Genomic DNA, 25,454 nt, shown 5'->3' with positions numbered 1-25,454 from the left:
TAGCCGGAAAGGGACGACGGTATAGTCGTCTACCTGTCCCGAAAGGTTACTCCGTCACAACCTTTTCACTGAGTGTGTCAGCCAGTCGAACAAACGCGGCCAGGTCCAGTTGCTCGGGACGCAGGCTGCCGTCCACCCCGGAAGCCGTGATCTCGTCGCTGCTGAGCAACAGTTTGAGCGTGTTGCGCAAGGTCTTGCGGCGCTGGTTGAACGCTTCGCGCACGACCCGCTCCAGTACGCGGTGATCCTTGGCCTGGTGTGGCAGTGTTTCATGTGGGACCAGGCGGACGATGGCCGAGTCCACTTTCGGCGGCGGATTGAAAGCCCCCGGTCCGACATTGAACAAGTGTTCGACGCGGCAATGGTACTGAACCATGATCGACAGGCGGCCCCAGTCACCACCGCCAGGCCCGGCAGCCATGCGTTCGACCACCTCTTTCTGCAACATGAAGTGCATGTCGCGAATAAGGCTGGCGTTTTGCAGCAGGTGAAAGATCAGCGGTGTAGAGATGTTGTAAGGCAGGTTGCCGACCACGCGCAAGCTGCGAGGCTCTGCACCCAGACTGTTGAAATCGAATTTCAGGGCATCGCCTTGATGCAGGCTGAAGTTCGGCTTGCCGGCGAACTGGCTGTTGAGGGTCGGGATCAGGTCCTTGTCGAGCTCGACCACGTCCAGCTGGGCACCGCTGTTGAGCAGCCCCTCGGTCAGCGCGCCCTGGCCCGGGCCGATTTCCAGCAGGCGTTCTTCGGATTTGGCGCGAATGGCACGCAGGATCTTGTCGATAACGCCTGCATCGTGCAGGAAGTTCTGTCCGAAACGCTTGCGCGCCCGGTGTTGGTATTGCTCGGTCATGAATAGGTCTCGGCCATCTGGTAGGCGGTTTGCAGCGCAACGTGCAGGCTGCCGGTGTCGATGTTCGCACTGCCGGCCAGATCCAGCGCCGTGCCGTGGTCGACAGAGGTGCGGATGATCGGCAGGCCAAGCGTCACATTGACGGCTGCGCCGAAACCTTTGTATTTCAGCACGGGCAAGCCTTGGTCGTGGTACATCGCCAGCACTGCATCGCAGTGCTCCAGATATTTTGGGGTAAACAGAGTGTCGGCAGGCAGCGGGCCGCGTAGGTCCAGCCCTTCGCTGCGCAGGCGCTCCAGAGTCGGTTCGATAATGTCGATTTCCTCACGGCCCAGATGCCCGCTTTCGCCAGCATGGGGGTTGAGGCCGCAGACCAGAATGCGCGGTTTCGCGATGCCGAACTTGTTGACCAGATCGGCGTGCAGGATGCGCGTAACGCGTTCCAGCCGGTCGGGTGTGATAGCGTCGGCCACCTCGCGCAGGGGCAGGTGAGTGGTCACCAGCGCGACACGTAGATCGCCGGTTGCCAGCATCATCACCACCTGTTCGGTGTGGGTCAGTTCGGCGAGGAATTCGGTGTGCCCGGAAAAAGCGATGCCACCGTCGTTGATGACACCCTTGTGCACGGGCGCGGTGATCATGCCACTGAAAAGCCCGTCGAGGCAGCCTTGCCCGGCACGGGTCAGGGTCTGCAGCACGAACGCGGCGTTGGCCTTGTTCAGTACGCCTGTTTGTACAGGTTCCGCCAATGGCGTGTCCCAGACATACAAGCTCCCTGCTGGAGCAGGCAGATCGGGGAGGGTGTCAGGCGTGACGTCGAGCAGACTGACCGCCACACCCAGCTGCGCGGCCCGCTCAAGAAGCAGGTCACGGCTGGTAATGGCAATCAGGGGATAGGGCTGAGGCTGAGTGGCGAGCAGCAGGCAGAGGTCAGGACCTATGCCGGCCGGCTCACCGGGTGTCAGAGCGAAACGCTTTGGTTTCACTGTTCAGCCTGAGTCGCGCCAGGGAGTTTGATCTCGACGTAGGCTTCGTCACGAATCTGACGCAGCCAGGTTTGCAGCTCTTCGTCGTACTTGCGATTGCGCAGCACGCTCAACGCTTGCTGCTCACGCGCCTGACCGGTTGCATCTGTGGCACGACGGCCAAGCACTTCCAGTACATGCCAGCCGTAAGCGGTCTTGAACGGTTTGGACAACGTGCCCTGCGGCGTGCTGTTCATGACTTCGCGGAACTCCGGAACCAGAGAGTTCGGGTCAACCCAGTTCAGATCGCCGCCGTTAAGCGCCGAGCCCGGGTCTTCCGAGAAGCTTTTGGCCAGCGCCGCGAAGTCTTCGCCATTCTCGATGCGTTCGTAGATTTTTTGTGCAAGCAGCTTGGTCGCTTCTTCGCTGCGGATTTCACTTGGCTTGATCAGGATATGACGCACATGCACTTCATCGCGCATCTGTGCCTGGCCTTGGCCGCCACGTTTTTCCAGCAGTTTGAGAATAATGAAGCCACCCGGCGTACGTGCTGGAGGCGTCACATCACCAATAGGCATCGAACTGAGCATGTCTCCGAACGGCGGCGGCAGTTGAGCGGCTTTACGCCAGCCCATGTCGCCACCTTCCAGTGCGTTTTCGCTGGAGGAAGTGGTGGCGGCGAGCTTGGCAAAGTCAGCACCTTTCTTCGCCTGATCATAGATGCTCTTTGCCTTGAGGGCTGCAGCCTGAATGACATCCGAAGATGCGCTGTCAGGCGTGGCGATCAGGATGTTGGCAAGGTGAAACTCTTCAGACAATTGAGCCTTGCCCTGGTCGGAGGCGAGGAAGTTTTTGACTTCCTGCTCGGAGACCTGAATACGCTCGGCCACCCGGCGCTGACGCACCCGGCTGATGATCATTTCCCGACGAACCTGCTCGCGAGCATCGTCGTAGGACACGCCATCATGGATCAGCGCGGCGCGGAACTGCTCCACGCTCATGTTGTTGCGCTGGGCAATGGAGGCGATTGCCTGGTTCAGTTCGTCATCGCTGACACGAATGCCGGATCGCTCGCCCATCTGCAATTGCAGGTTTTCCAGAATCAGACGATCCAGAACCTGCTTTTGCAGTGCTTCGGCCGGAGGAACGCCAGAGCCGCGCTTGGCGATGGTTTGCTGAACCTCATGAACCCGCTGGTCCACCTGGCTTTTCATGATCACGTCGTTATCGACGATGGCCGCAACACTGTCCAGGGGCTGAACCGCTGCATGCACAGCACCGCTCAGGAGTAACGCGCCCAGCATCAGCGGGCGCAGACAATCAGAAAGCTTGGTCTTCACGTTCACGATAACCTTGAATGCCTTTGTCGAGGAAGCTGTCTACTTTGGCGCCAGTTACACCGCCGAGCCCCTTCAACACGATTTGTAGGAATATGCCGCGGTCGCCTTTCTCGTTCTGAGGTGCAGCCTGGCTGAACTCGTCATAGTCGATCCAGTAGCGGTTGACCAGACGCATCTTCCAGCAGCAGTTGTCGTACTCGAACCCGCCGAATGCTTCGATGGTGCGCGCACGGTTGTAGTCATACTGCCAGCGGCTGATCACGCTCCACTGCGGCACGATAGGCCAGATGACCGAGAAATCGTGCTGTTGAATCTTGTAGTAGTCCTTCACGTAGTTCGGTGAGCCAGGCGTGCCGTAGTCGCCACCCCCTACGATCCAGCGACCAGTGCTTTCGTCGTAACGAATCTGGTCGTTGCGATAGCGATAGCCCAGGTTGACGATTTTGTTGGGTTCGGCTTCAGGCTGGTAATGGAACATCGCGCTGCCCGAACGGGTGCTCTTGCTGTCCGGATCCCAGTTGAAATCGGAGTTGAAGCGCCAGTCGCGGTTGAAGCGGTATTCGTATTCCAGAGCGTAAGGCGAAACGTTGGCACGCGCGTCATCACGATCTGCAAACTGAACGCCAGGCAGTTGCACCTTGCGGTCTTCGAAATAGACGGCCTGACCAATGCTGAAGCGTTGACGTTCGAAACCGTTGTCTTCGATCCAGCGGTTGGTGATGCCCAGCGACAGCTTGTTCTCGTCGCCGATGCGATCGGAACCGGTAAAGCGGTTATCGCGGAACAGAGATGCGTAGCTGAAGGTGCTCTCGCCTGTGTCGAATACCGGAATGTCAGTCTGGTCTTTCTCTGGAACATAGAGATAGAACAGGCGAGGTTCCAGTGTCTGGCGATAATCCTTGCCGAACCAGTTGGTATTGCGGTCGAAGTACAGGCCGCTATCGACGCTGAAGATCGGCACGCTGCGGCTTTGGCTGCTGTTGTATTGTTCATCAGCCAGCAACGAGGCTTTGCCCTGGCTGTCCAGATCCAGATCGTACTGGGTGTAGACATACTTGAGCTTCGGCGTCAGGAAACCGTAGGACCAGTTCATCGGCAGACTAACGGATGGCGCCAGGTTCAGGCGATCGCCGTTGGCGCGAGCAAGGCCCGTGATGTTGTTGTCGAGACGTGTTTCCGGGTTACCGTCTTCATCGATGAACGATCCGCTGCGCAGATCACGCTCAAAACGTACAGCCTCAGTCTGATAATCGAACTTCAGGCCGCCCGGGTTATAAGGCAACGTACCGTTCAGTGTCAGCTGTGGCAAACGGTTGTAAGGGGTAACGTTCGCAACCGTCGCCAGCTTGTAGGCCTGAGCGTTGAGCACTGCCGAGTAGCTATCGCCACGGTAGGTCAGGGAGCCTTGCTGGTTGATGTAGTCAGTGCGTTTAACGCCGATCTGATCGGTTTCCAGGTCCTGAAAGTAATACGGGTCGCTGATGTCGGTGTAATCAACCTGGGTCAGCCAGCGTGTATCAAGCCCGCCCTTGTGCTGCCAGTTGATCATCCAGCGAGTCTTGTCGTAGTCCGACTGCTGTTTGCGTTCGTCGTTTTCGTCGTTCAGGTACGCGCCGCCGAACTGGCCTTCGCTGCCTTTGGTCAGGTAGCGGAACTCGCCTTCCATCAGCAAGCCGCGGTCAGCCATGTAGCGCGGGTACAACGTCGCGTCGTAGTTCGGCGCCAGGTTGAAGTAGTAAGGCGTGACGAGCGTGAAGCCGTTGTCGCCGCCTGCCGCAATAGTCGGCGGCAGGAAGCCGGACTGGCGACGGTCGTCGATCGGGAAATAGATATAGGGCGTGTAAAGGACCGGAATGTCCTTGACCCGCAGGGTAACGTTGGTCGCCGTACCGAAGCCGGTGGCCGGGTTCAGCGTAATGTTGTTGCCCTTTAGCGTCCAGGCGTTGCTGTTCGGTTCGCACGTGGTGTACGTACCGTCCTTGAGCCGGATGATCGCGTTCTCGGCACGCTTGGCGTACAGAGCGTTACCGCGAATGTTGGACTTGTGCAGGACGTATTCGGCGTTGTCGACACGGGCTTCGCCGGTATCGAGCTGCAGCTCGGCCTTGTCGCCGACGATCAGTGCACCGTTGTCGCGCAGACGGACATCGCCGTTCAGCTCGCCACGGTTTTCTGCCTGATGCAGGGCGGCCTCCTGGGCCTGGACCTGCATGCTGCCCTGACGCATGACGACATCACCGGCGAGGGTCGCGACCTGTGCTTCCTGCTCGTAACGCGAAGCCTTGGCTCCCACGAACATCGGCGCGTCTTTCATCGGCGTCTTGTCGTCCATGCCAGGACGGATCGGCTCGACATAGGCACCCGAGCAATACGGGCCGGTCTCGGCCAGTTGCGCTGCGGTGAGCTTTTCGCGAGGAACCCAATCGAGGTGGCTGTAGTCAGCACTACGCGACTTCAGACCTTTGCCCTTGGCTTCTGTGACCAGCTGCGTACCCGCAGACTGACCGCTCGAAGAGGTACTCTCCGAGGAAACCGTGCCGTTGGAACTGACCGACGCCGTGTCATGCACGGGGCGCGGAGGCAGATCTACAGCTGCAGTGTTGGATTTCGGCGCACAGTTCCAGGCACCCGAAGCAGAGACTGAGCAGTCATACTGTTCCGCGGCGACCACGAACTGAGTGGCCAGAGGTTGCATCGCCAGCAGACTGCCGGTTACGAGCAACGGAAATTTTTTACGAAACGCGGGGGATTTCAATGCCATCTTATTAGTCCGGGCTTCCTGCGCGCCATCTGCCCGCGGGGGGGCCGCACGCCTCTCGATGGGCTGAAAAAGATTCCGGATAATAAAGCATGACCCGCTTGACGGCTAGCGCCGTCGGAGACCCTTGTAATGTCAGATCAAGATATACGCCTGCAATCCCTGAAAGTTTGGCTCGATGAGCAGTTGCCAGCGCTCTTTGCGGCGCACAATTGGGGCGCCGTTCCCCCGGCCACGTTGACTGCCGCCAGCAGTGACGCAAGTTTCCGCCGTTATTTTCGCTGGGAGGGTGCCGGTCGAACTTTTATTGTCATGGATGCGCCTCCACCCCAGGAAAACTGCAAACCGTTTGTAGAAATCGCTCATTTATTGGCCAGGTCGGGCATTAATGTTCCAAAAATATATGCCGAAGACCTGACGCAAGGCTTTTTGCTGCTCAACGATCTGGGTCGCAAGACTTATCTTGATGTGATCAATGATGCCAATGCCGATGCATTCTTCGCCAAAGCCATTGAGGCACTGTTGGCGTTCCAGCAACTGCCGATGGACACGCCGCTGCCGAGTTATGACGAAGCCTTGCTCCGACGCGAGCTGGAGCTGTTTCCGGAGTGGTACGTGAAGCGCCATCTGGGGATCGAGATGGATGAGGAGCAACAGGCTGAGTGGCAGCAGATCAGCGCGCTCCTGATCAACAGTGCGCTGGCGCAGCCCAAGGTACTGGTGCATCGTGATTACATGCCCCGCAACCTGATGGTCAGCGAACCCGGTCCCGGTGTACTGGACTTCCAGGATGCTGTGTATGGCCCGGTGACCTATGACGTGACCTGCCTGTTCAAGGATGCCTTCCTGAGCTGGCCGCAGGAACGTGTCAGCCAATGGCTGAACACGTACTGGGACAAGGCGCGTGCGCTCGGCATTCCGGTGCAGGAAGATTTTGCGTCATTCGAGCGCGCCAGTGATCTGATGGGCGTGCAGCGTCATTTGAAGGTCATCGGGATCTTCGCGCGAATCTGCCATCGCGACGGCAAGCCTCGTTATCTGGACGATGTCCCGCGCTTCTTCGCCTATATCGAAGCGGTTCTTTCGAAAAGGCCCGAACTGGCGCAATTGGGACAGTTGCTCACCAGCCTGCAACACCCTGTAACTACTTCAGTCTGATCGAACAGATGAACGCCAACTTGAAACAACAGACATTGATTGATTTGAAGAGGACTGCATGAAAGCGATGATTCTCGCTGCCGGAAAGGGCGAGCGTATGCGACCGTTGACCCTGCACACGCCTAAACCGCTGGTGCGTGCCGGGGGAGTGCCTCTGATCGAATACCATTTGAATGCCTTGCGCGAGGCAGGCTTTCACCAGTTGGTCATCAACCATGCCTGGCTGGGCCAGCAGATAGAGGATTATCTGGGGGACGGTCAGCGTTTTGACCTGAGCATCCGTTATTCCCCCGAAGGCATGCCGCTGGAAACAGGCGGGGGCATTCATCGTGCGCTGCCGTTGCTGGGCAGCGAGCCTTTTGTCGTGGTCAATGGTGATGTCTGGACCGACTACGATTTCAACGCTTTGCGCACGCCGATATCTGGCCTGGCCCATCTGGTGCTGATCGACAACCCGGCGCATCACCCGACCGGCGACTTTTCACTGGTCGACGGTCAGGTGCGTGATGACGACTCGGCCGGGCAGAGGCTGACGTATAGCGGCATCGCCATTCTGCATCCGCGTCTTTTTGCCGAGTGCGATCCCGGTGCGTTCAAGCTGGCACCGTTGCTGCGCGAAGCCATGCACCAGGGTCTGGTTACGGGTGAGCACTTCAGGGGCCGTTGGGTGGATGTCGGCACTCATGAGCGTCTGGCCGAAGTCGAGCAGTTGCTTGCGGAGACTCGCTGAATGCTCTGGCCCGGCACACTGGTCGGCGCTGGAGCCGGTTATGCAATTGCCAGCATTCCGGGCGCCATGCTCGGCGCGTTGTTGGGGCAGGCGCTGGACCGGCGACTGAAGATTCAGAGCTGGGCGCACCTGCGCGAACGTCTGGGCGGGCGTGCGGCGATACCTGGCGACGATCTGTTGTTCGTGCTGCTGGGCCGGCTGGCCAAGAGTGAAGGGCGCGTGGTGGCCAGTCACATCCATCAGGCGCGTACCGAGATGCGCCGTCTGAACCTGAACGAGGCTGAGCAATTACGCGCCATCAACGCCTTCAAGCGCGGCAGGGATGGTGCCGATGGTTTGCGCAGCTATTTGCGCGGTTTGCAGGGTCAGGCTGAGCTGACGGAGGCCTTGTTGCGTGCGTGCTGGCGTATGGCCTGGGCGGACGGCAAGGCTTCCCGGGTCGAGCGCGAACTGATCGGCATGTGGGGCATGTGGCTGGGTTGGTCGCAGCAGCAGGTCGAGTCTCTGGCTGGCGAGCATGATCCCATGCGGCGTGCGCCGATCAGTACAGGTGATGACTACAAGGGGGCGATGGCCCTGCTCGGTATAAAGCCTGACACCGACCCTTTGAGCATCAAGCGCGCTTATCGGCGCTTGCTCAGTCGGCACCACCCGGACAAGATCGCCGGCTCGGGCGCCGATGCCCAACAGGTGCGTGTGGCCACCGAGAAAACCAGCGCATTGCACAACGCCTATCGGGTCGTGAAAAACCGGCGCGGCTTCACCTGAAGCTGCGCCTGTAACGCGCTGCGTTCGTGGCGTCTACTTTTCCTCTTTGGCCTCTATCCAGCCGCGAACGCGCCTGAACAGCTGATCTTGCTCGGTGCTTTCATTGCCGATGATGTTGATCAGGGCAATTTGGGTAAACCCCGGCCCCTTAGCGCGTTTACTGGCCTGCAAGCGCGCCTTGGCGGCCAGGTCCACAGGGTTCTTGTAAACGAAGTCAGCGGTCTTGATTTTAAGCGAGGGCACCATTTCCAGTAGCGTAGGTGCGGGATTGACGGGCTCGCGAGCAGCGATCATCACCAGTTTCTGCACGACAGGCGAGGTCCGCTCATTGAGGAACCTGGCCGCCCAGTACGCCCCACTGCTATGGCCGACCAGCACTATGCTGTGTGCCTTGTTCTGCTGCGCGAAGCTGATCGCGCTTTCTATGCGGGCAAAAATACGCTCGGCCTGAGCCTTGTTGCGTTCTTCATCGGCTGCGGCCTTGGCGGTTGCAGCGGCGGCCTGAGCTTCAGCCTCAGCCGCCGGGTCTGGCGTTTTCTCCGCTGTATCCTTGGGCGTTTCCTTCGGTTTTTCGGCGTTGGCATCTGCAGCCGCGGTGTCGGGCTCACGCGCTGTCAAGGTCGTGTCCTGAGCGTCCGGCAGGGTGATGCTCAGGCTCGACCAGCCGACATCCGGGAACTTGCGTCGCAACGGCCCGACGGCGTCCGGCCAGTCGGGAGACTCGTCGTCGCCCGGGACGATGATGACGGCGCCCTGAGGTGCTTCGCTGTTTGCGGGCTTCCAGAGTGCTAGAAAGCTTTCGTCCCCGGCCTTCAGTTGCTGTTGGTCCTCGCGAGGCAACTGACGCTCCAGCGCCAGTTCGTCTTCCTGAGCGCGACTGAGCAGTGGTGCCCGCTCGACAGGTGCTTCGGCAGCGTCCTTCGCTGGCGTCGGGTCGGCCGCTGTCGCAGGCAGGGCGCAAGGAAGCATCAATGAGAGAAACACTGCGGGAAGCATTGCGCGAAAGGGGTAGGACATCGGATATTCCAAGCCGGTAACTGTCCCGGCAGCCTAATGGGTTGATCGGCTTTTGTCAGGCATGAGCCTGCGCGGCACATGACCGCCATGCGAACACACGAGAGCGACACATTGATCATTCGTCTTCTGCGCACCGGCTTTATCGGCTGCCTGGCTTTGCTCTTGATGGTTGAGATGGCGAGTACCCAGGCTGAAGAGCCTGAAACATCTGCCGCTGCTCAGTTGAGTCCTGCACAGCGTAGCTGGCTTGATCAGCATGGTCCTTTGCGGGTCGGTCTGGTGTTGCGTGCGCCCTATGCTCAGTTCGACCAGCGTTTACAGCAGTTGTCTGGTGCCAATGTCGACCTGATGAATGCACTGGCGGCCACCCTGCCGGCCGAGTTGCTGTGGCGAAACTTTGCCGATCAGGCGTCACTGGAAAAAGCCCTGAGCAATGGTGAAATCGACGTCGCCCCCGGTTTGATGCAAACCCCTGCGGGGCTGCGTCTGTGGGTGTTTTCCGATCCGTATCTGCGGGTGTCGCAGCTGTTGATCGGCGAACGTGATGGCGGTACCGCCGTGGAACTGGAAAAACTCGACAGTCTTTCCAGGGTGGCGGTGCGTATGCCGAGCGCTACTGCCGATTACCTGCGTAGCAATTTTCCGCATTTGAACCTGCAAGGCGTGCCATTGGAGCGTCAGGCGCTGCAATTGCTGCTCAGTCAGCAGGCACGTTACGCGGTGGTGGATGAGGCGCAACTGAGTCGCCTGCTGCGTGAGCCGGAGTTCGCCGGGCTGGCGGTAGTGGGAGATATCGGCCTCCCGCAACTGCTGCGTGTGGCTTCACGGCGCGACGCGCCCGAGCTGGCAGCTATCGTCAGCGAAGCCTTGCGGGCGATTCCTGCCAGGCAGCTGGAACAACTGCATGCTCGCTGGATGCCACTCACCCCGTCGCACCTCAGTGAATCGACAAAACTCTGGAAAAACCTGTGCATCCTGCTGCTGGTGATGCTGCTGGCCTGTTTTGCCATCGTGATCTGGCAACGTCGCCAGCAGCAGGCGCTGGAGCGGGAGGTGCTCGGCGGGCGTGAAGACCTTGCCCGCCACGTCGCCAGTGAAGAGGCGCTGCGTCTAGCGCAATTTTCCATTGATCAGAGCACCGTCGGTATTCTCTGGGTCAACTGGGACAGCCGCGTGCGCTATGCCAACCGGGCGGCGGAGTCCATGCTGGGCTATGCGCCGGGGCATGTGGTTGAGCGTCCGCTGATCGATTTCGATCCCGGGCTGCACATGGATCGCTGGCTTCATCTGTGGAAGAGCGCACGTTCCAGTGAGGGCAGTCCGCAGGTGTTTGAGACCCATTGCCTGCGCGCCGATGGCAGTTTTCTGCCGGTTGACGTCTCGCTGAGCTTCCTGCGTTTTTGTGAAGCCGAATACCTGGTGGTGTTCCTCAGTGATGTCAGCGAACGCCGCCGCGCCCACGATCAGCTACGCGAATTGTCCGCGCACCTGGAAAGCGTGCGCGAGGAGGAAAAAGGCCGTATTGCCAGGGAAGTTCATGACGAGTTGGGCCAGATGTTGACGGTCTTGAAGCTGGAGACGTCGATGTGCGAGCTGGCGTATGCCAGTCTCGACCCTGGCTTGAGTGAGCGGCTGGACAGCATGAAGCGCCTCATTGCCCAGTTGTTTCAGCTGGTGCGTGATGTCGCCACTGCGCTACGGCCGCCGATTCTCGACGCCGGCATTGCCTCGGCGATCGAATGGCAGGCACGCCGTTTCGAGGCGCGTACGCAGATTCCCTGTCTGGTGCAGGTGCCTGACAATCTTCCGTTGCTCAGTGATACCAAGGCTACCGGCATGTTCCGGATTCTTCAGGAGGCGTTGACCAACGTCATGCGTCATGCCGAGGCGCATACGGTGGACATCAGCCTGACGCTGCAAGACCAGATGCTATGCATGACCATCGCCGATGACGGAAAGGGCTTTGTCATCGAGTCGGGCAGGGCGGTTTCATTCGGTCTGGTCGGGATGCGCGAGCGTGTGCTGATGCTCGGCGGCAGACTGGAGCTAGACAGCGAGCCAGGAGAGGGCACAACCTTGCGCGCGTTCATCCCGCTGGACCCCACCGCTCAGGAGCGACAACCGTGATTCGTGTTTTGGTAGCTGAAGATCACACTATCGTGCGTGAAGGGATCAAGCAGCTGATTGGCCTGGCCAGGGATCTGCAAGTGGTGGGCGAGGCCAGCAATGGCGAGCAGTTGCTTGAGACCCTGCGCCATGTGGCCTGTGAAGTGGTATTGCTGGATATTTCCATGCCAGGCGTTAACGGCCTGGAGGCGATTCCGCGGATTCGTGCACTGGTCAATCCGCCAGCGATCCTGGTGTTGTCAATGCACAACGAGGCGCAAATGGCAGCGCGCGCCTTGAAAGTCGGCGCCGCAGGTTATGCAACCAAAGACAGCGACCCTGCACTGCTGCTGACGGCTATTCGCCGGGTCGCGGCAGGCGGGCGTTATATTGACCCCGATCTTGCCGATCGCATGGTCTTCGAAGTGGGCCTTACCGATAACCGGCCTTTGCATTCGCTACTGTCGGAGCGCGAGTTTTCGGTGTTCGAGCGGCTGGCTCAGGGCGCCAATGTCAACGACATCGCCCAGCAACTGGCCCTGAGCAGCAAGACCATCAGCACCCACAAGGCGCGGTTGATGCAGAAAATGAAGCTCAACTCGCTGGCCGACCTCGTCAAATACGCGATGGAGCACAAACTGCTCTGAGTCTGAAAACGACACCTCAGCAGAGTGTCGGGCCGATGCTCTGATCATCGCTATGCATGCGCCCTGAAGAGCCTGGAATCTGAGCTTCTGCCCAAAGGGCGTGGGGGCTTCAGGAGGTTACGACGGCTGCGATGGGCTGCGAAGCGGCCCCAAAACCGGCTATCGTGATTAATCTGACCTAGTGAGGTCGCCGGTCTTGCTTCCGGTCCCCGGCAGTTCGCGGACAAGTCCGCTACCACACTGCCCTCTTAGTGGATAACGATGGTCTCAACTAGCTCAATCGCGCCATCTCTGTAGGGCAATTCCTACGCCTAGCCTTCCAGCTTGCCTGGGTGATTCTCTCTCGGCCCCCGATTTGCGGGGGATGCAGGCTGCTCTAGTCTTGGGCCTACGCAGACAAAACAAAGGTGTGGGTGATGAGCGACGTCGATACAAGCGCTGGGGCAAATGATGTTCTGGTCAGCTTTCGTGGTGTGCAAAAGAGCTACGACGGCGAAGCACTGATCGTCAAAGACCTTAACCTGGATATTCGCAAAGGCGAATTCCTGACCCTGCTTGGCCCGTCCGGCTCTGGCAAGACCACCAGCCTGATGATGCTGGCCGGCTTCGAAACGCCGACGGCGGGCGAAATCCTCCTGGGTGGTCGTGCCATTAACAACGTGCCACCGCACAAGCGCGATATCGGCATGGTGTTTCAGAACTACGCCCTGTTCCCGCACATGACGGTTGCCGAGAACCTCGCGTTCCCGCTGACGGTGCGCGGCATGAGCAAAACGGATGTCGGCGAGAAGGTCAAAAAAGCATTGGGCATGGTCCAGCTGGACACGTTCGCGCATCGCTACCCTGCGCAGTTGTCCGGCGGTCAGCAGCAGCGTGTGGCTTTGGCGCGTGCGCTGGTGTTCGAACCGCAACTGGTGCTGATGGACGAACCGCTCGGCGCGCTCGACAAGCAACTGCGTGAGCACATGCAGATGGAGATCAAACACCTGCATCAGCGCCTAGGCGTGACCGTGGTCTATGTGACCCACGACCAGGGTGAAGCCCTGACCATGTCAGACCGGGTTGCGGTGTTCCATCAGGGCGAGATCCAGCAGATCGCGCCGCCGCGCAGCCTGTACGAGGAACCGAAAAATACCTTTGTGGCCAACTTCATCGGCGAGAACAACCGGCTCAACGGGCGGCTGGTCAGCCAGGACGGCGACCGCTGCGTGGTCGAGCTGGAGCGCGGTGAGAAAATACACGCGCTGGCAATCAACGTCGGCCAGCCGGGTGGCCCGGTGACGCTGTCCATCAGGCCCGAGCGCATCCATCTCAACGGCCGGAGCGAAAGCTGTGCCAACCGTTTTTCCGGTCGTGTGGCCGAGTTCATTTACCTCGGTGATCACGTTCGTGTGCGTCTGGAAGTAGCAGGCAAGACCGACTTCTTCGTTAAACAGCCTATCGCCGAACTGGACTCGACACTGAACGTTGGCGACGTGGTGCCCATCGGCTGGCAAGTCGAGCATGTGCGTGCGCTCGATCCCTTGCAGCAAGTGCATTGATCTACCGACAAAAGCAATAACAGAGGCGACCTGATCGCCCATCCCAATCGCTTACCAACACTGCTCGTGGAGAAAAGAATCTATGTTGAAGTCTTTGAAGTTCACCGCCATCACGTTGGGCATGATGTGCGCTGCGCAAGCCATGGCCGCGACCGACCTGACCGTCATTTCCTTTGGCGGCGCCAACAAGGCCGCGCAGGAAAAAGCGTTCTACGCGCCTTGGGAGAAGGTCGGTAACGGCAAGATCATCGCCGGTGAGTACAACGGCGAAATGGCCAAGGTCAAAACCATGGTCGACACCAAGAGCGTTTCCTGGGACCTGGTAGAAGTCGAATCTCCAGAACTGGCTCGCGGCTGCGACGAAGACATGTTCGAGGAACTCGACCCGAAACTGCTCGGCAATGCCGCTGATTTCGTTCCCGGCGCCATCACCACCTGTGGCGCAGGCTTCTTCGTCTGGTCCACTGTGCTGGCCTACAACGCCGACAAGGTTGCAAGTGCTCCGAGCGGCTGGGTCGATTTCTGGGACACCAAGAAATTCCCCGGCAAGCGCGGCCTGCGCAAAGGCGCCAAGTACACACTGGAATTCGCACTGATGGCTGATGGCGTTGCACCAAAGGACGTCTACAAAGTACTGGCCAGCAAAGACGGTCAGGACCGCGCGTTCAAGAAACTCGATGAACTCAAGCCGAACATCCAGTGGTGGGAAGCGGGCGCGCAGCCACCGCAGTACCTTGCTTCCGGTGACGTGGTGATGAGTTCGGCCTACAACGGCCGTATCGCTGCCGTGCAAAAAGAAAGCAACCTGAAAGTGGTCTGGACCGGTGGGGTGTATGACTTCGACGCCTGGGCGATTCCAAAGGGCTCGAAAAACGCCGATGCAGCGAAGAAGTTCATCGCCTTCATGCTGAGCCCCGAGCAACAGAAGGTCTACTCGCAGAACATCGCCTACGGCCCGGCAAACACCCAGGCGGTCAAGCTGCTGGACAAAGAGACCCTGCAAAACATGCCGACCACACCTGAGAACATCAAGGATCAGGTGCAGATGGATGTGGCGTTCTGGACCGACAACGGCGAGTCCCTTGAGCAGCGTTTCACTGCCTGGGCCGCCAAGTAACCCGGTTGTGTGAGTCAGATCCGGGCGCTCCTGTTGCTGGGGGCGCCCCCTTGTTGAAAGATTCCGGAGTTCGCTATGGCCATCGCCGTGCCCTTGACTGAAGGCGCCAGCCCCACTTTGAAGCAACGCCTCGCTCGCGCCGAGCGGGTCAACCGCTGGAAGGCTCAGGCATTGATCGCGCCGTTGGTGATTTTCCTGTTGTTGGTGTTTCTGGTGCCCATCGCCGCGCTGCTCTACAAGAGTGTCGGCAACCCTGAGGTCGTGACTGCATTGCCGACCACCGTGGTAGAAGTGCAGAAATGGGACGGTAAAGGGCTGCCGCCCGAGTCGGTCTACAAGGCGCTGAGCCTGGAGCTGGCTGAAACGCGCAAGAATTCCACGCTGGGTGACCTGTCCAAGCGTCTGAACATGGAGCTGGCCGGTTATCGCAGCCTGCTCAGCAAGACCGCCCGCGCGCTACCGTTCAAGACCGAACCGGCTTCCTATAAAGAAGCGCTGGAGGCACTGGATGAACGTTGGGGCGACCCCGCCTACTGGCAGGCGGTGCGCCGCAACACCAGCAGCGTCACGCCGTATTACCTGTTGGCGGCGTTGGACCATCGCATCGATGATCTGGGCGAAGTGGCCCCCGCGACCCCGGACCAGGCGATCTATCTGGATATATTCGCCCGCACCTTCTGGATGGGCCTGGTGATCACCGCGATCTGTCTGGTGCTGGCCTATCCGCTGGCGTACCTGCTGGCCAACCTGCCGGCACGGCAAAGCAACCTGCTGATGATCCTGGTGCTGCTGCCGTTCTGGACCTCGATTCTGGTGCGTGTGGCGGCCTGGATCGTGCTGCTGCAATCGAGCGGGCTGATCAACAGCGCGCTGCTGGCGATGGGCATTATCGACAAGCCGCTGGAACTGGTCTTCAACCGGGTCGGCGTGTACATCTCGATGGTGCACATCATGCTGCCGTTCATGATCCTGCCGATCTACAGCGTGATGAAAAACATCTCCCCGACCTACATGCGTGCTGCCATTTCGCTGGGCTGCCACCCGTTTGCCAGCTTCTGGCGCGTGTACTTCCCGCAGACCTACGCGGGGATAGGCGCCGGCTGCCTGCTGGTGTTCATTCTGTCGATCGGCTACTACATCACCCCGGCCTTGCTGGGCAGCCCGAATGACCAGATGGTCAGTTATTTCGTGGCTTTCTACACCAACACCAGCATCAATTGGGGCATGGCAACCGCGCTTGGCGGGTTGCTGTTGTTGGCAACCATCGTGCTTTACCTGATTTATAGCTGGCTGGTCGGCGCCAGCCGCCTGCGATTGAGCTGAGGAGCGCCACCATGTTGAATCCATACACATCGCCGATCGAGCGCATCTGGTATTACGCCTTGCGCATCCTCTGCGCGCTGATCCTGCTCTTTCTCGTGCTGCCGGTGCTGGTCATCGTGCCGCTGTCATTCAACTCAGGCAGCTTTCTGGTCTACCCGCTGCAAGGCTTCTCGTTGCAGTGGTATCAGGATTTCTTCCATTCTGCGGAATGGATGCGCGCCTTGAAAAACAGCATGATAGTCGCCCCGGCGGCGACATTGCTGGCGATGGGCTTCGGCACGCTGGCGGCGATTGGCCTGACACGCGGCAACTTTCCCGGCAAGGCGCTGGTCATGGCCCTGGTGATTTCGCCGATGGTGGTGCCGGTGGTGATCGTCGGTGTCGCCAGTTACCTGTTCTTCGCGCCTCTGGGCCTGGGCAACAGCTACACCTCGCTGATTCTGGTCCATGCCGTATTGGGTGTGCCGTTCGTCATCATTACCGTTTCAGCGACATTGCAGGGCTTCAATCACAACCTGGTGCGCGCCGCTGCGAGCCTTGGCGCATCGCCGCTGACAGCCTTCCGCCGCGTGACCCTGCCATTGATCGCGCCGGGTGTGATCTCCGGTGCGCTGTTTGCTTTCGCCACCTCGTTCGACGAAGTGGTCGTCACGCTGTTTCTGGCCGGGCCGGAGCAGGCAACCTTGCCCCGGCAGATGTTCAGCGGCATCCGCGAAAACCTCAGCCCGACCATCGCTGCCGCAGCGACTCTGCTGATCGGCTTTTCGGTGTTACTGCTGCTGGTGCTGGAGTGGTTGAGGGGGCGTAGCGAAAAGCTGAGAACGGCTCAGTAATCGGGAGGCCGCCAGGCGCGGCAGGTTTCGGGTTGCACGCTGAAGCAAATCCATAGGCATGCAGCTTGAGGCTTACCGCTCCAGGCCCCGGTTGGCATACAATGCGCACCACCGTGATTCTGCTCAAACAGGTGCGTCATGCAGCCCTTCGTTATTGCCCCATCGATCCTTTCCGCTGACTTCGCCCGTCTGGGTGAGGAAGTCGACAACGTGCTGTCCTGCGGCGCTGATTTCGTTCACTTCGATGTCATGGACAATCATTACGTCCCGAACCTCACTATCGGCCCGATGGTGTGCAGCGCGCTGCGCAAATATGGCGTCACTGCACCGATTGACGTGCACCTGATGGTCAGCCCGGTGGATCGCATCATCGGCGATTTCATCGAAGCCGGTGCCACCTACATCACCTTTCACCCGGAAGCGACCCAGCATATCGACCGTTCGCTGCAGTTGATCCACGAAGGCGGCTGCAAGGCCGGTCTGGTGTTTAACCCTGCAACGCCGTTGAACCTGCTGGAGTACGTGATGGACAAGGTCGACATGATCCTGCTCATGAGCGTCAACCCGGGTTTCGGCGGACAGAAGTTCATCCCCGGTACGCTCAACAAGCTGCGCGAAGCACGAGCGCTGATCGATGCGTCGGGCCGCGATATCCGTCTGGAAATCGACGGTGGCGTCAATGTCAATAACATCCGCGAAATCGCGGCGGCAGGTGCCGATACCTTCGTCGCAGGCTCGGCGATTTTCAACGCCCCTGACTATCGCGAAGTGATCGACAAGATGCGCGTAGAACTGGCGTCTGCCCGCGCATGAGCGGCTTTGAAAAGCTGTTTGCAGGCCAACTGCCCAAGCTGATCATGTTCGACCTGGACGGCACTCTGGTGGACTCGGTTCCCGACCTCGCTGTTGCAGTCGACAAAATGCTGGCTGAGCTGGGTCGGCCACCTGCAGGTCTGGAGTCGGTTCGTGGCTGGGTCGGCAACGGTGCGCCAGTGCTGGTGCGCCGTGCGCTTGCCAATAACCTCGAGCACAGCAGTGTCGACGATGCGCTGGCCGAACGGGGGCTGGATATCTTCATGCGCGCCTATGCCGAAAAGCACGAGTTCACTGTGGTGTATCCGGGCGTGCGCGAAACCTTGAAGTGGTTGCAGAAGATGGGCGTCGAGATGGCCCTGATCACCAACAAGCCGGAGCGCTTCGTTGCGCCACTGCTGGATGAAATGAAGCTAGGGCGCTTTTTTCGCTGGATCATCGGCGGCGATACCATGCCGCAGAAAAAACCCGACCCTGCCGCGTTGTTTTTCGTGATGAAGATGGCCGGTGTTCCTGCCTCGCAGTCACTGTTTGTCGGCGATTCGCGCAGTGATGTGCTGGCTGCGAAGGGTGCCGGTGTAGCCTGCGTTGCATTGAGCTATGGCTACAACCACGGCAGGCCGATTGCCGAGGAAAACCCGGCGATGGTCATTGATGATCTGCGCAGATTGATTCCCGGTTGCCTGGATCTGGACGCTGAGATACTGTTGCCCAACGTCAAACGTCCCTCCTCAAGAGAATCCATCGTGGTGGTCACTCGCAAACTCTGGATGAAAGTCATCAAGGCCCTGGCCCGCTGGCGTTGGCGCGCCTGACTTGATTCTGGCCGGCCCGCCGGCACGTTTGCCTACCTGACCGTTTTGTCCTCAAACCACGAGGTTGCTCATGAACCGTGAAGAATTCCTGCGTTTGGCTGCACAAGGCTATAACCGCATCCCGCTTGCCCGCGAAACCCTGGCTGACTTCGACACACCTTTGTCGATCTATCTGAAGCTGGCCGATCAGCCCAACTCCTACTTGCTGGAGTCGGTGCAGGGCGGCGAGAAATGGGGCCGTTATTCGATCATCGGCCTGCCATGCCGTACCGTGATGCGTGTTCATGGCCATCATGTCAGCGTGACTCAGGAAGGTGTCGAGGTCGAAAGCCTCGATGTCGAAGACCCGCTGGACTTCGTCGAGACCTTTAAAGCGCGCTACAACGTGCCCACCATTGCAGGGCTGCCGCGTTTCAATGGCGGGCTGGTCGGCTACTTTGGTTATGACTGCGTACGTTACGTCGAAAAGCGCCTGGCCAATTGTCCAAACCCGGACCCGTTAGGCGTGCCGGATATCCTGTTGATGGTGTCCGATGCTGTAGTGGTGTTCGACAACCTCGCAGGCAAGATGCACGCCATCGTGCTGGCTGATCCTGCGCACCAGGACGCTTATGCCAGTGGCGTTGCGCAGCTTGACGAGCTGATGAACAAATTGCGTCAACCGATCACGCCGCGTCGTGGTCTGGATCTCGACAGGCCGCCAGCGGCCGATCCTGTGTTCCGCTCCAGCTTTACCCAGGATAACTACGAGGCTTCGGTCGACACGATCAAGCAGTACATCCTCGCAGGCGACGTCATGCAGGTTGTGCCATCACAACGTATGTCCATCGACTTCACCGCGGCGCCTATCGATCTGTACCGGGCGCTGCGTTGCTTCAACCCGACGCCTTACATGTACTTCTTCAACTTCGGCGACTTCCATGTGGTTGGCAGTTCGCCGGAAGTGCTGGTGCGGGTCGAGGATAATCTGATCACAGTGCGTCCCATCGCCGGAACCCGCCCTCGCGGCGCGACCGAAGAGGAGGATATTGCGCTGGAAGAAGACCTGCTCTCCGACCATAAGGAAATCGCCGAGCACTTGATGCTCATCGATCTGGGGCGCAATGACGTCGGTCGGGTGTCCGAGACAGGCACGGTGAAACTGACCGAGAAGATGGTGATCGAGCGTTACTCCAACGTGATGCACATTGTGTCCAACGTCACCGGCCAGCTGAAAAGTGGACTGACGGCGATGGATGCGTTGCGGGCGATTCTGCCGGCCGGGACGTTGTCCGGCGCGCCGAAAATCCGCGCCATGGAAATCATCGACGAGCTGGAGCCGGTGAAACGTGGCGTCTACGGCGGCGCTGTAGGTTATATGGCGTGGAACGGCAACATGGACACCGCCATCGCGATCCGTACTGCAGTGATCAAGGACGGTGAACTGCATGTGCAAGCCGGGGGCGGCATCGTTGCCGACTCGGTGCCAGCATTGGAATGGGAAGAAACCCTGAACAAACGTCGCGCCATGTTCCGCGCTGTCGCCTTGGCCTCGCAGACCGCCAAGGACTGAGCCGGCTGGATGCACACGCTGGAGCATGGGCACGATAGTTCAAGGATTATCGTTCCTCACGCTCCAGCGTCTTTTTTAGAAACTCAGACTCAACGCGACATTCACCCCTTGCTGCGTCACGTCGTCGTTCTTGCGCCAGTTGTAGTTGCCGCGCAGTGTCAGGTCCTGGGTGAGTTTCTGGCTCACGCCCAGCGTCGCCCGGTTCAGGTCACGTTGCGGTGTGTAGCCCTCCAGGGTGAAGTCGACTGACTGTACGCTGTTGAGTGACATGGTCACGTTCTGCTGATCGGTCTCGAACTCCCGCTCACGCGCTACTTCTCCCCACACTTGCGTCGTCGGGGTGACCTGGAACTTGCCTTGCAGGCCCACGCCTGCGCGTTTGGATTTTCGGGTCTGATCGCTGAAGGTCAGTGCTGTAGAGCGGTCGCCTTTTTCGGAATACCCATCAACATCGATATGCGCGTAATCGGCGCTGACGAACGGCGACAGGTGCCAACGACTGGCAGCACCCGCTATGTCGAAACCGACTCGTCCGCTGACGGCCCACATTTCGCCATCGGTATCGCCTTTTTCCTGGCCTTCGCTGACGCCCAAGGCAAACTTGCGCTCGGCACTCTCGTAGTCAAGCTTGCCGCCCGAGGCTGCCAGATCGCCCCACCAGTGGTTGGCCTGATACTGCAGAAACGCAGTGGCAATGTAGCTGTTGAGCTTGTAATCGGAGTCCTTTGGACCGGCTTCCAGACTCTGTCGATACGCCCCTACAACAACCCCCGTGCGCCAGTTTTCGGCAAAACGGTAGCTGCCGCCAATGGTCAGGTTGTAGCCTCGACCGTCAGCGTCGGCCGAGCTGTCCTGTGCATCAAAGTCCATCTTCTGGCCGCCTGCCGAAAGCATGCTCTGCCACTGCCCGACACCTTGCCAGTTACCCCAGTCGCTGAGCCATTGCGCACGAATTTCGTCCTGATGCATGCGTAGCGCCCCATTGGCCATTTCCGGCAGCAAGGTGATTTCCCAAGGGGCCGAGAGCAGCGAATAGGCGTAGTCGGCCAGCAACCGCTGACCGGCTTCGGTAGGGTGGACGCGGTCATTGAAAAACACCCGGTTTGGGTTCGGCGTCGCGCTGGACCTGCCGTTGGTCGCACTTTCTCTGCAACTGTCGCCGTTGAAGCATGTGGCAATCAGATTCTCATTAGGATCGAAACCAAATCTCGACGGTTCAGCCAGCGTCTCGGAGATCAGCAGCGGCACGTTGAGCGGGATGATCTGCGCATTGATCTGTGCCAGACGGCTGACCAGTTGTTGATTGAAGGCAGCGCTGAGAGCCGACGTGGCGGACGCCAATGGCGTGCTGCTAAGGGCGGGCGTTTTGCCGATGTCCGGCAGCAACCAGACCATGATGTAGCGCGCTCCGGCTTGTTGCAGCGCTTGCGCACTGTCGGCGAGGCGGTTGGCGGCTTGCCCTGCGCTGTTGGCACTCAGCACTCGACCTTGCAGAAAATCGTTTCCGCCGCCGGTCAGGTAATACAGGGCATTGGGGTCAGCGCGAAAGTTGTTGGCCGGCAGGTAGCCAGTCCGGTTGCGTAGCAGCGTGCCAGAGTTGGGGTCGACGACCGTGGACTGCGAGTTTATCGAATCAAGGATCTGGTCCGTTCGATAGCCACCGACCGCCCAGTTATTGCCGTCCGGCTGACCCACTGCGGCATTGACCGGCGATGTCGACGCTGCCAGATCGGCCGCCGAGACGTTGAGCATTCTGCCGATCAGTGTCGATGAGTTCAGATTGAACACTTCACCGCTGCCGTCCTGATACGTCGGGCCCACGCGATTGGTAAAGCGCAGCGTGGATCCTGCCGGGCCAGCAGTGTCCGGGAATTGACCGGCGTCTGCCAGGCTGTCGCCGAAGACCACCATGGTCGAATAGGGCGCCGCAGTGGCGGCGCCACAAGCCAGCGATAACAGGCACGCCGCGAAGGGCCAGCGCCTTGACGTCTTGGTCATGAGAGGATCCCGGTTGTTGTTATTTTGTAGCGCGAACGTACCAAGATTTTTCAAGACTGCAAAGGTCGGCAAGAGCGCTTTCATCTTTTGCGGCGTTTTTTTGAATTCACGCGGCCCTGTTGGTCACGATGTCGCTCAAGTAATCAGCCAGATCGTGCAAATACACGAACGGATGGCCCTGACGCGTGCCTCCGGTGCGGCTGACTTTAAGGGCAATACGGCCTGCGTTGATCTTGCGCAGCAGATTGCGATCATTCGACAGGTGCGAAAAATAACGCTCTCTGACGGCGCTCAACGAAGGGCATGGTGTGGCGAATTCTTTGCGAAGTTGATCCAGTATCTCGTTCATTCCATGACTCCCTGTGGTTTGCATGGTTGAGTACTCCCGAAATGGGGTGCAAACAAACAATACGATATGTAGTGAAGGATGACAATACAGTTTGTATTTTAAATACGATCTGTAGCATTTTTTTACAGCGAGTCGATGTACCAGCAGACGTGTGCTGTGCCGGTATCCGGGTTGCGAGTCACGGAAACCCCTTCTGCCTCGCCGATCTGTTCCAGAATCCGTTCCCAGTGTTCATGCGCTTCCCCAGGCTCTCTGACCAGCAGCACCTGATGCTCGATCTGAGCCTTGTCGCTGGCAATAGCGTCTTGAATACGTTGCGCCAAGGCCAGGTAAGCGTCGTGTTGTGATGTGTCGAGGGTCTGTTTCAACATGCGTGAACTCCTTTTTACTGTATGTGCATACAGTAATTGAGGGGTGTTTCCCACGCAAGCTACAAATTTTTCCTACATGAGTGTCGGCCAGAACTGGAAGATCGCGCATAAAAAAGCCCCAATGATCGGGGCCTGGATGCTCGGCAAAACGTTAAAGGCGCATCGTCATTTGCCTGATAACCCCGATCAGCTTGCACTCTTCGGTCACCGGAAGGGTCGGGTAGGCGGGGTTCAGTGGTTTGAGGAAATAGCGACCGGCGTCTTCGACCAGCTTTTTGAACGTGGCTTCGTTGCTCTCCGGAAGCTTGGCGATGACCAGCTTGCCGGCAGTGGGCTCGATTCCGGTATCCACCAGAATCAGCATGCCTTCGGGAATACTCTGGCCGGCGGGAGCTGTCATCGAGTCGCCACGGACGACCAGCCAGAAGGCGCGGCCCTTGGCTTTATAGTCACTGATCTCGAAGGTGTCGGTGTATCCGGCAGGGTAAGGCTCGACCGCCTCGCTCCAGCCACCGGCCTCGACCCAGCTGATCACTGGGTATCGATAGAAACGCGAAGGCTGCACCGTTTGCGCCACGTTGTTCATGCCAGGTTCGTCGGATGGAAGGGCGGTCGCGAGGATCGGCAAGCCCAGCTCGGCCAGAAATCGATTGATGACCTCGATCTTCGGTTCGCGCTTGCCATTGAGCCAATGCCCCACGGCGCCGGGCGTTACGCCCATCCGCTCAGCCATTTCTTCCTGGCTGATGTCCTGGGTTTCCATGACGTGTCTTGCGACTTCATACCATTTTCTGTTCATGGGTCGAATCATACAGGCTGTAGGGTGATCGGCAATATACATATTGTAAATGCTGGTTGTCTCTAAAAAATACAGATTGTATTGTCTGTCGTTCAAGCTTCGTGACGGGTTCGTTCGCGAGGCAGTTCAGCAAGCTCAGACAGGAAACAGACAATGATCGAGAAAGTGGAAGCGGTGATGCAGCATTGGGGCGAGCAACGCATGCGTGTCGGACTGGGCGGCGGGCTCAGCAGCCCGATGGCCGGAATAATGGAATGGGGTGCCTATATTCCCCGCCGTACACCCGGTTCGCGTGCACTGATCGGTAACGGCAGCGGCATGGACTATATAAGCAGTGAAGTCGAGGCGGCGATTGCGCAACTGGCGCGCAGCCCTGCGAAGGGGCGCGGGCCTGAATTGGCCCAGCTCGCGACGTTGCGTTACGTTGAGGCGTTGCCGGTGCGCGAACAGATGCGCCTGGTCGGTATCAATGAAGGTGCGGACCGCACCTATCGCAACTGGATCAACAAGCTTCATCAGCAAGTGCTGGCCATTCTTGCCGAGCGCAGCGCTTCCAGAAGCAATGGGACGGCCACAAGCAAGGCAGGATAAAGGCGGATGAAAACGGTATCCGATACCGTTTATCCGGGCCGATTGCACAGCTGTGGTCGAACTCGTGTTGAACTCAGGTCAAACTCGACCAACCCCGAAATTGGCCCTTCCCAGCCTTTCCGGAGGGGGGTAAAAAGGCACCACGATATGCGATTTGCGCCTCAGGGCTGCAGCTGGAAACAGGATTTCAGACAGCGAAAACCGGTCAATCGCGACCCACCTCAGACCCCGCCCATGCGGGGTTTTTTATTCCCGGAGTACCCATGGACCCAACCGACCTAGGCCCAGGCACAGCTACCTGGCTGGGCGGCACGGGCACGATTCTGCTTGGCGGCTTTTTGTGGCTGCGCAAGTTTCTTTCAAGAGATGCAACAGACCGGGCGATGGACAACGCTGATATCGGCACGGTTCGCCGCCTCAATGAGCTGCTCGACTCTGAGCGACAGGCTCGTAAAGACGCCGAAGCGCGGGCTGATCAGTTCGCCAGGGAGCGTAACGAACTCGCGGCGGCGGTTGGCCGGATGGAGGGCAAGATCGAAGCCCTCACCAGCCACATCGTTCAGCTCACCGACAAGGTCACCACGCAGAGTGCCGAAATTGCCCGGCTGCGATCCCAGCTTGGAGGTGTCAACGATGCACAGATGTGCAATTGATTTTATCGCTCGCCACTGGTGGCGGCGGCTGGAGATCTGGTTGATCGCCGTGCTGCTGCTCGCCGGCTGCCTGATGCTTGGCTTTCAGGCCGGGCAGTGGTCGGCCAGTGCCGAGCACACCCGGCAACTGGCCGAGGTTCGGATTGCTTACGACGCAGCACTGGGCAAGCGCGATCGCCGTCTGGTCAGGCTTGCCGAAACGACGATTCAGGTGGCAGACAAGGTCGAAACCGCTGCATCTATCGCCAGCCAGGCTGCGCATGCGGCCACTCGCGCTGCGGACAAGGCGGATGAAGCGCTGGACAAGGCAAGCCAATAGGCCTTCGTCATACCTGACCAACCTTCAACACACGCGGA

Annotated in this window: 24 protein-coding genes; 15 read left to right on the top strand and 9 right to left on the bottom strand. The window is 59.2% G+C overall.

The genetic code is table 11. The annotated features are described in order from the left end of the window. Positions 1-46: 46 nt before the first annotated feature. From rsmA to POR16_RS22730, 4 genes are read right to left on the bottom strand one after another with little or no spacing between them, the layout of a single operon-like run. Complete coding sequence (gene rsmA, locus POR16_RS22745; RefSeq protein WP_005896620.1) at positions 47-853, bottom strand: 16S rRNA (adenine(1518)-N(6)/adenine(1519)-N(6))-dimethyltransferase RsmA; 807 nt, start codon at positions 851-853, stop codon at positions 47-49. After that, a complete protein-coding gene (gene pdxA, locus POR16_RS22740; RefSeq protein ID WP_005896622.1) occupies positions 850-1,839 on the bottom strand; it encodes a 4-hydroxythreonine-4-phosphate dehydrogenase PdxA in 990 nt (329 codons plus the stop codon). The genes rsmA and pdxA overlap by 4 nt, the downstream gene beginning before the upstream one ends. Further along, entirely contained in the window at positions 1,836-3,158 is a 1,323-nt protein-coding gene (locus POR16_RS22735) for a peptidylprolyl isomerase (RefSeq protein ID WP_005896624.1), read from the bottom strand. Before POR16_RS22735 ends, pdxA begins: the two co-directional genes overlap by 4 nt. Continuing rightward, positions 3,139-5,919, bottom strand: coding sequence for an LPS-assembly protein LptD (locus tag POR16_RS22730; RefSeq protein ID WP_005896627.1), 2,781 nt, complete (start codon positions 5,917-5,919; stop codon positions 3,139-3,141). Before POR16_RS22730 ends, POR16_RS22735 begins: the two co-directional genes overlap by 20 nt. Positions 5,920-6,048: 129 nt before the next feature. Between POR16_RS22730 and POR16_RS22725 the strand changes: the two genes are divergently transcribed. The 3 genes from POR16_RS22725 to POR16_RS22715 are packed head-to-tail and all read left to right on the top strand — an operon-like array spanning position 6,049 to position 8,572. Next, positions 6,049-7,074, top strand: coding sequence for an aminoglycoside phosphotransferase family protein (locus POR16_RS22725; protein ID WP_024689683.1), 1,026 nt, complete (start codon positions 6,049-6,051; stop codon positions 7,072-7,074). A gap of 58 nt (positions 7,075-7,132) precedes the next feature. Beyond that, on the top strand, positions 7,133-7,804 hold the full coding sequence (gene murU / locus POR16_RS22720; protein ID WP_005896633.1) for an N-acetylmuramate alpha-1-phosphate uridylyltransferase MurU: 672 nt from the start codon (positions 7,133-7,135) through the stop codon (positions 7,802-7,804). Then, on the top strand, positions 7,805-8,572 hold the full coding sequence (locus POR16_RS22715) for a TerB family tellurite resistance protein (protein WP_005896636.1): 768 nt from the start codon (positions 7,805-7,807) through the stop codon (positions 8,570-8,572). A gap of 33 nt (positions 8,573-8,605) precedes the next feature. On the opposite strand, the gene POR16_RS22710 is transcribed toward POR16_RS22715, so the two are convergent. Continuing rightward, entirely contained in the window at positions 8,606-9,589 is a 984-nt protein-coding gene (locus POR16_RS22710; RefSeq protein ID WP_005896638.1) for an alpha/beta hydrolase family protein, read from the bottom strand. Positions 9,590-9,667: 78 nt separating this feature from the next. On the opposite strand from POR16_RS22710, the gene POR16_RS22705 reads away from it, so the two are divergent. The 9 genes from POR16_RS22705 (at position 9,668) to trpE (ending at position 20,336) form a co-directional block, all read left to right on the top strand. Continuing rightward, positions 9,668-11,716: a sensor histidine kinase gene (locus POR16_RS22705; protein WP_005896640.1), complete on the top strand. Its 2,049-nt coding sequence runs from the start codon at positions 9,668-9,670 to the stop codon at positions 11,714-11,716. After that, positions 11,713-12,342 carry a response regulator gene (locus POR16_RS22700; RefSeq protein ID WP_024669237.1) on the top strand — a complete coding sequence of 210 codons (630 nt, stop codon included), beginning with the start codon at positions 11,713-11,715 and terminating at the stop codon, positions 12,340-12,342. Before POR16_RS22705 ends, POR16_RS22700 begins: the two co-directional genes overlap by 4 nt. Positions 12,343-12,758: 416 nt before the next feature. Then, positions 12,759-13,883: an ABC transporter ATP-binding protein gene (locus POR16_RS22695; RefSeq protein WP_005896646.1), complete on the top strand. Its 1,125-nt coding sequence runs from the start codon at positions 12,759-12,761 to the stop codon at positions 13,881-13,883. A gap of 82 nt (positions 13,884-13,965) precedes the next feature. Further along, positions 13,966-15,000: a polyamine ABC transporter substrate-binding protein gene (locus POR16_RS22690; RefSeq protein ID WP_005896648.1), complete on the top strand. Its 1,035-nt coding sequence runs from the start codon at positions 13,966-13,968 to the stop codon at positions 14,998-15,000. Between the two features lie 75 nt (positions 15,001-15,075). Beyond that, positions 15,076-16,323, top strand: a complete 1,248-nt coding sequence (locus tag POR16_RS22685) for an ABC transporter permease (RefSeq protein WP_005896650.1) — start codon at positions 15,076-15,078, stop codon at positions 16,321-16,323. A gap of 11 nt (positions 16,324-16,334) precedes the next feature. Continuing rightward, on the top strand, positions 16,335-17,156 hold the full coding sequence (locus POR16_RS22680; RefSeq protein ID WP_005896652.1) for an ABC transporter permease: 822 nt from the start codon (positions 16,335-16,337) through the stop codon (positions 17,154-17,156). Between the two features lie 138 nt (positions 17,157-17,294). Next, positions 17,295-17,969 carry a ribulose-phosphate 3-epimerase gene (gene rpe / locus POR16_RS22675; protein WP_005896654.1) on the top strand — a complete coding sequence of 225 codons (675 nt, stop codon included), beginning with the start codon at positions 17,295-17,297 and terminating at the stop codon, positions 17,967-17,969. Then, positions 17,966-18,784, top strand: coding sequence for a phosphoglycolate phosphatase (locus POR16_RS22670; RefSeq protein WP_005896656.1), 819 nt, complete (start codon positions 17,966-17,968; stop codon positions 18,782-18,784). Before rpe ends, POR16_RS22670 begins: the two co-directional genes overlap by 4 nt. Positions 18,785-18,854: 70 nt before the next feature. Then, positions 18,855-20,336 carry an anthranilate synthase component I gene (gene trpE / locus POR16_RS22665; RefSeq protein ID WP_005896659.1) on the top strand — a complete coding sequence of 494 codons (1,482 nt, stop codon included), beginning with the start codon at positions 18,855-18,857 and terminating at the stop codon, positions 20,334-20,336. A 75-nt stretch (positions 20,337-20,411) separates the two neighbouring features. Here trpE and estP read toward each other — a convergent pair whose 3' ends face one another. From estP to POR16_RS22645, 4 genes are all read right to left on the bottom strand, one after another. Then, on the bottom strand, positions 20,412-22,334 hold the full coding sequence (gene estP / locus POR16_RS22660; RefSeq protein ID WP_042932975.1) for an esterase EstP: 1,923 nt from the start codon (positions 22,332-22,334) through the stop codon (positions 20,412-20,414). Between the two features lie 106 nt (positions 22,335-22,440). Then, complete coding sequence (locus tag POR16_RS22655) at positions 22,441-22,683, bottom strand: pyocin activator PrtN family protein (RefSeq protein ID WP_005896663.1); 243 nt, start codon at positions 22,681-22,683, stop codon at positions 22,441-22,443. A 122-nt stretch (positions 22,684-22,805) separates the two neighbouring features. Beyond that, entirely contained in the window at positions 22,806-23,054 is a 249-nt protein-coding gene (locus POR16_RS22650) for a DUF1654 domain-containing protein (RefSeq protein WP_005896665.1), read from the bottom strand. A 151-nt stretch (positions 23,055-23,205) separates the two neighbouring features. Continuing rightward, entirely contained in the window at positions 23,206-23,817 is a 612-nt protein-coding gene (locus tag POR16_RS22645) for a LexA family protein (protein WP_005896667.1), read from the bottom strand. Between the two features lie 189 nt (positions 23,818-24,006). Between POR16_RS22645 and POR16_RS22640 the strand changes: the two genes are divergently transcribed. From POR16_RS22640 to POR16_RS22630, 3 genes are all read left to right on the top strand, one after another. Next, the gene (locus tag POR16_RS22640; RefSeq protein WP_005896669.1) at positions 24,007-24,444 is read left to right on the top strand and encodes a hypothetical protein; all 438 of its coding nucleotides are present in this window, start codon (positions 24,007-24,009) and stop codon (positions 24,442-24,444) included. Between the two features lie 263 nt (positions 24,445-24,707). Next, complete coding sequence (locus POR16_RS22635) at positions 24,708-25,097, top strand: DUF3450 domain-containing protein (RefSeq protein WP_024670564.1); 390 nt, start codon at positions 24,708-24,710, stop codon at positions 25,095-25,097. After that, positions 25,078-25,416 (top strand): hypothetical protein, encoded by a 339-nt coding sequence (locus POR16_RS22630; RefSeq protein WP_024670563.1) that lies wholly within the window; start codon positions 25,078-25,080, stop codon positions 25,414-25,416. The genes POR16_RS22635 and POR16_RS22630 overlap by 20 nt, the downstream gene beginning before the upstream one ends. The last annotated feature ends 38 nt before the right edge of the window (positions 25,417-25,454 follow it).

Origin of the sequence: Pseudomonas coronafaciens pv. oryzae str. 1_6 (assembly GCF_000156995.2) — a bacterium.
In the GTDB taxonomy this organism is placed as follows: domain Bacteria; phylum Pseudomonadota; class Gammaproteobacteria; order Pseudomonadales; family Pseudomonadaceae; genus Aquipseudomonas; species Aquipseudomonas tremae.
Note: the sequence above shows the minus strand (reverse complement) of the source record. Positions and strands in the feature narration are given on the sequence as shown.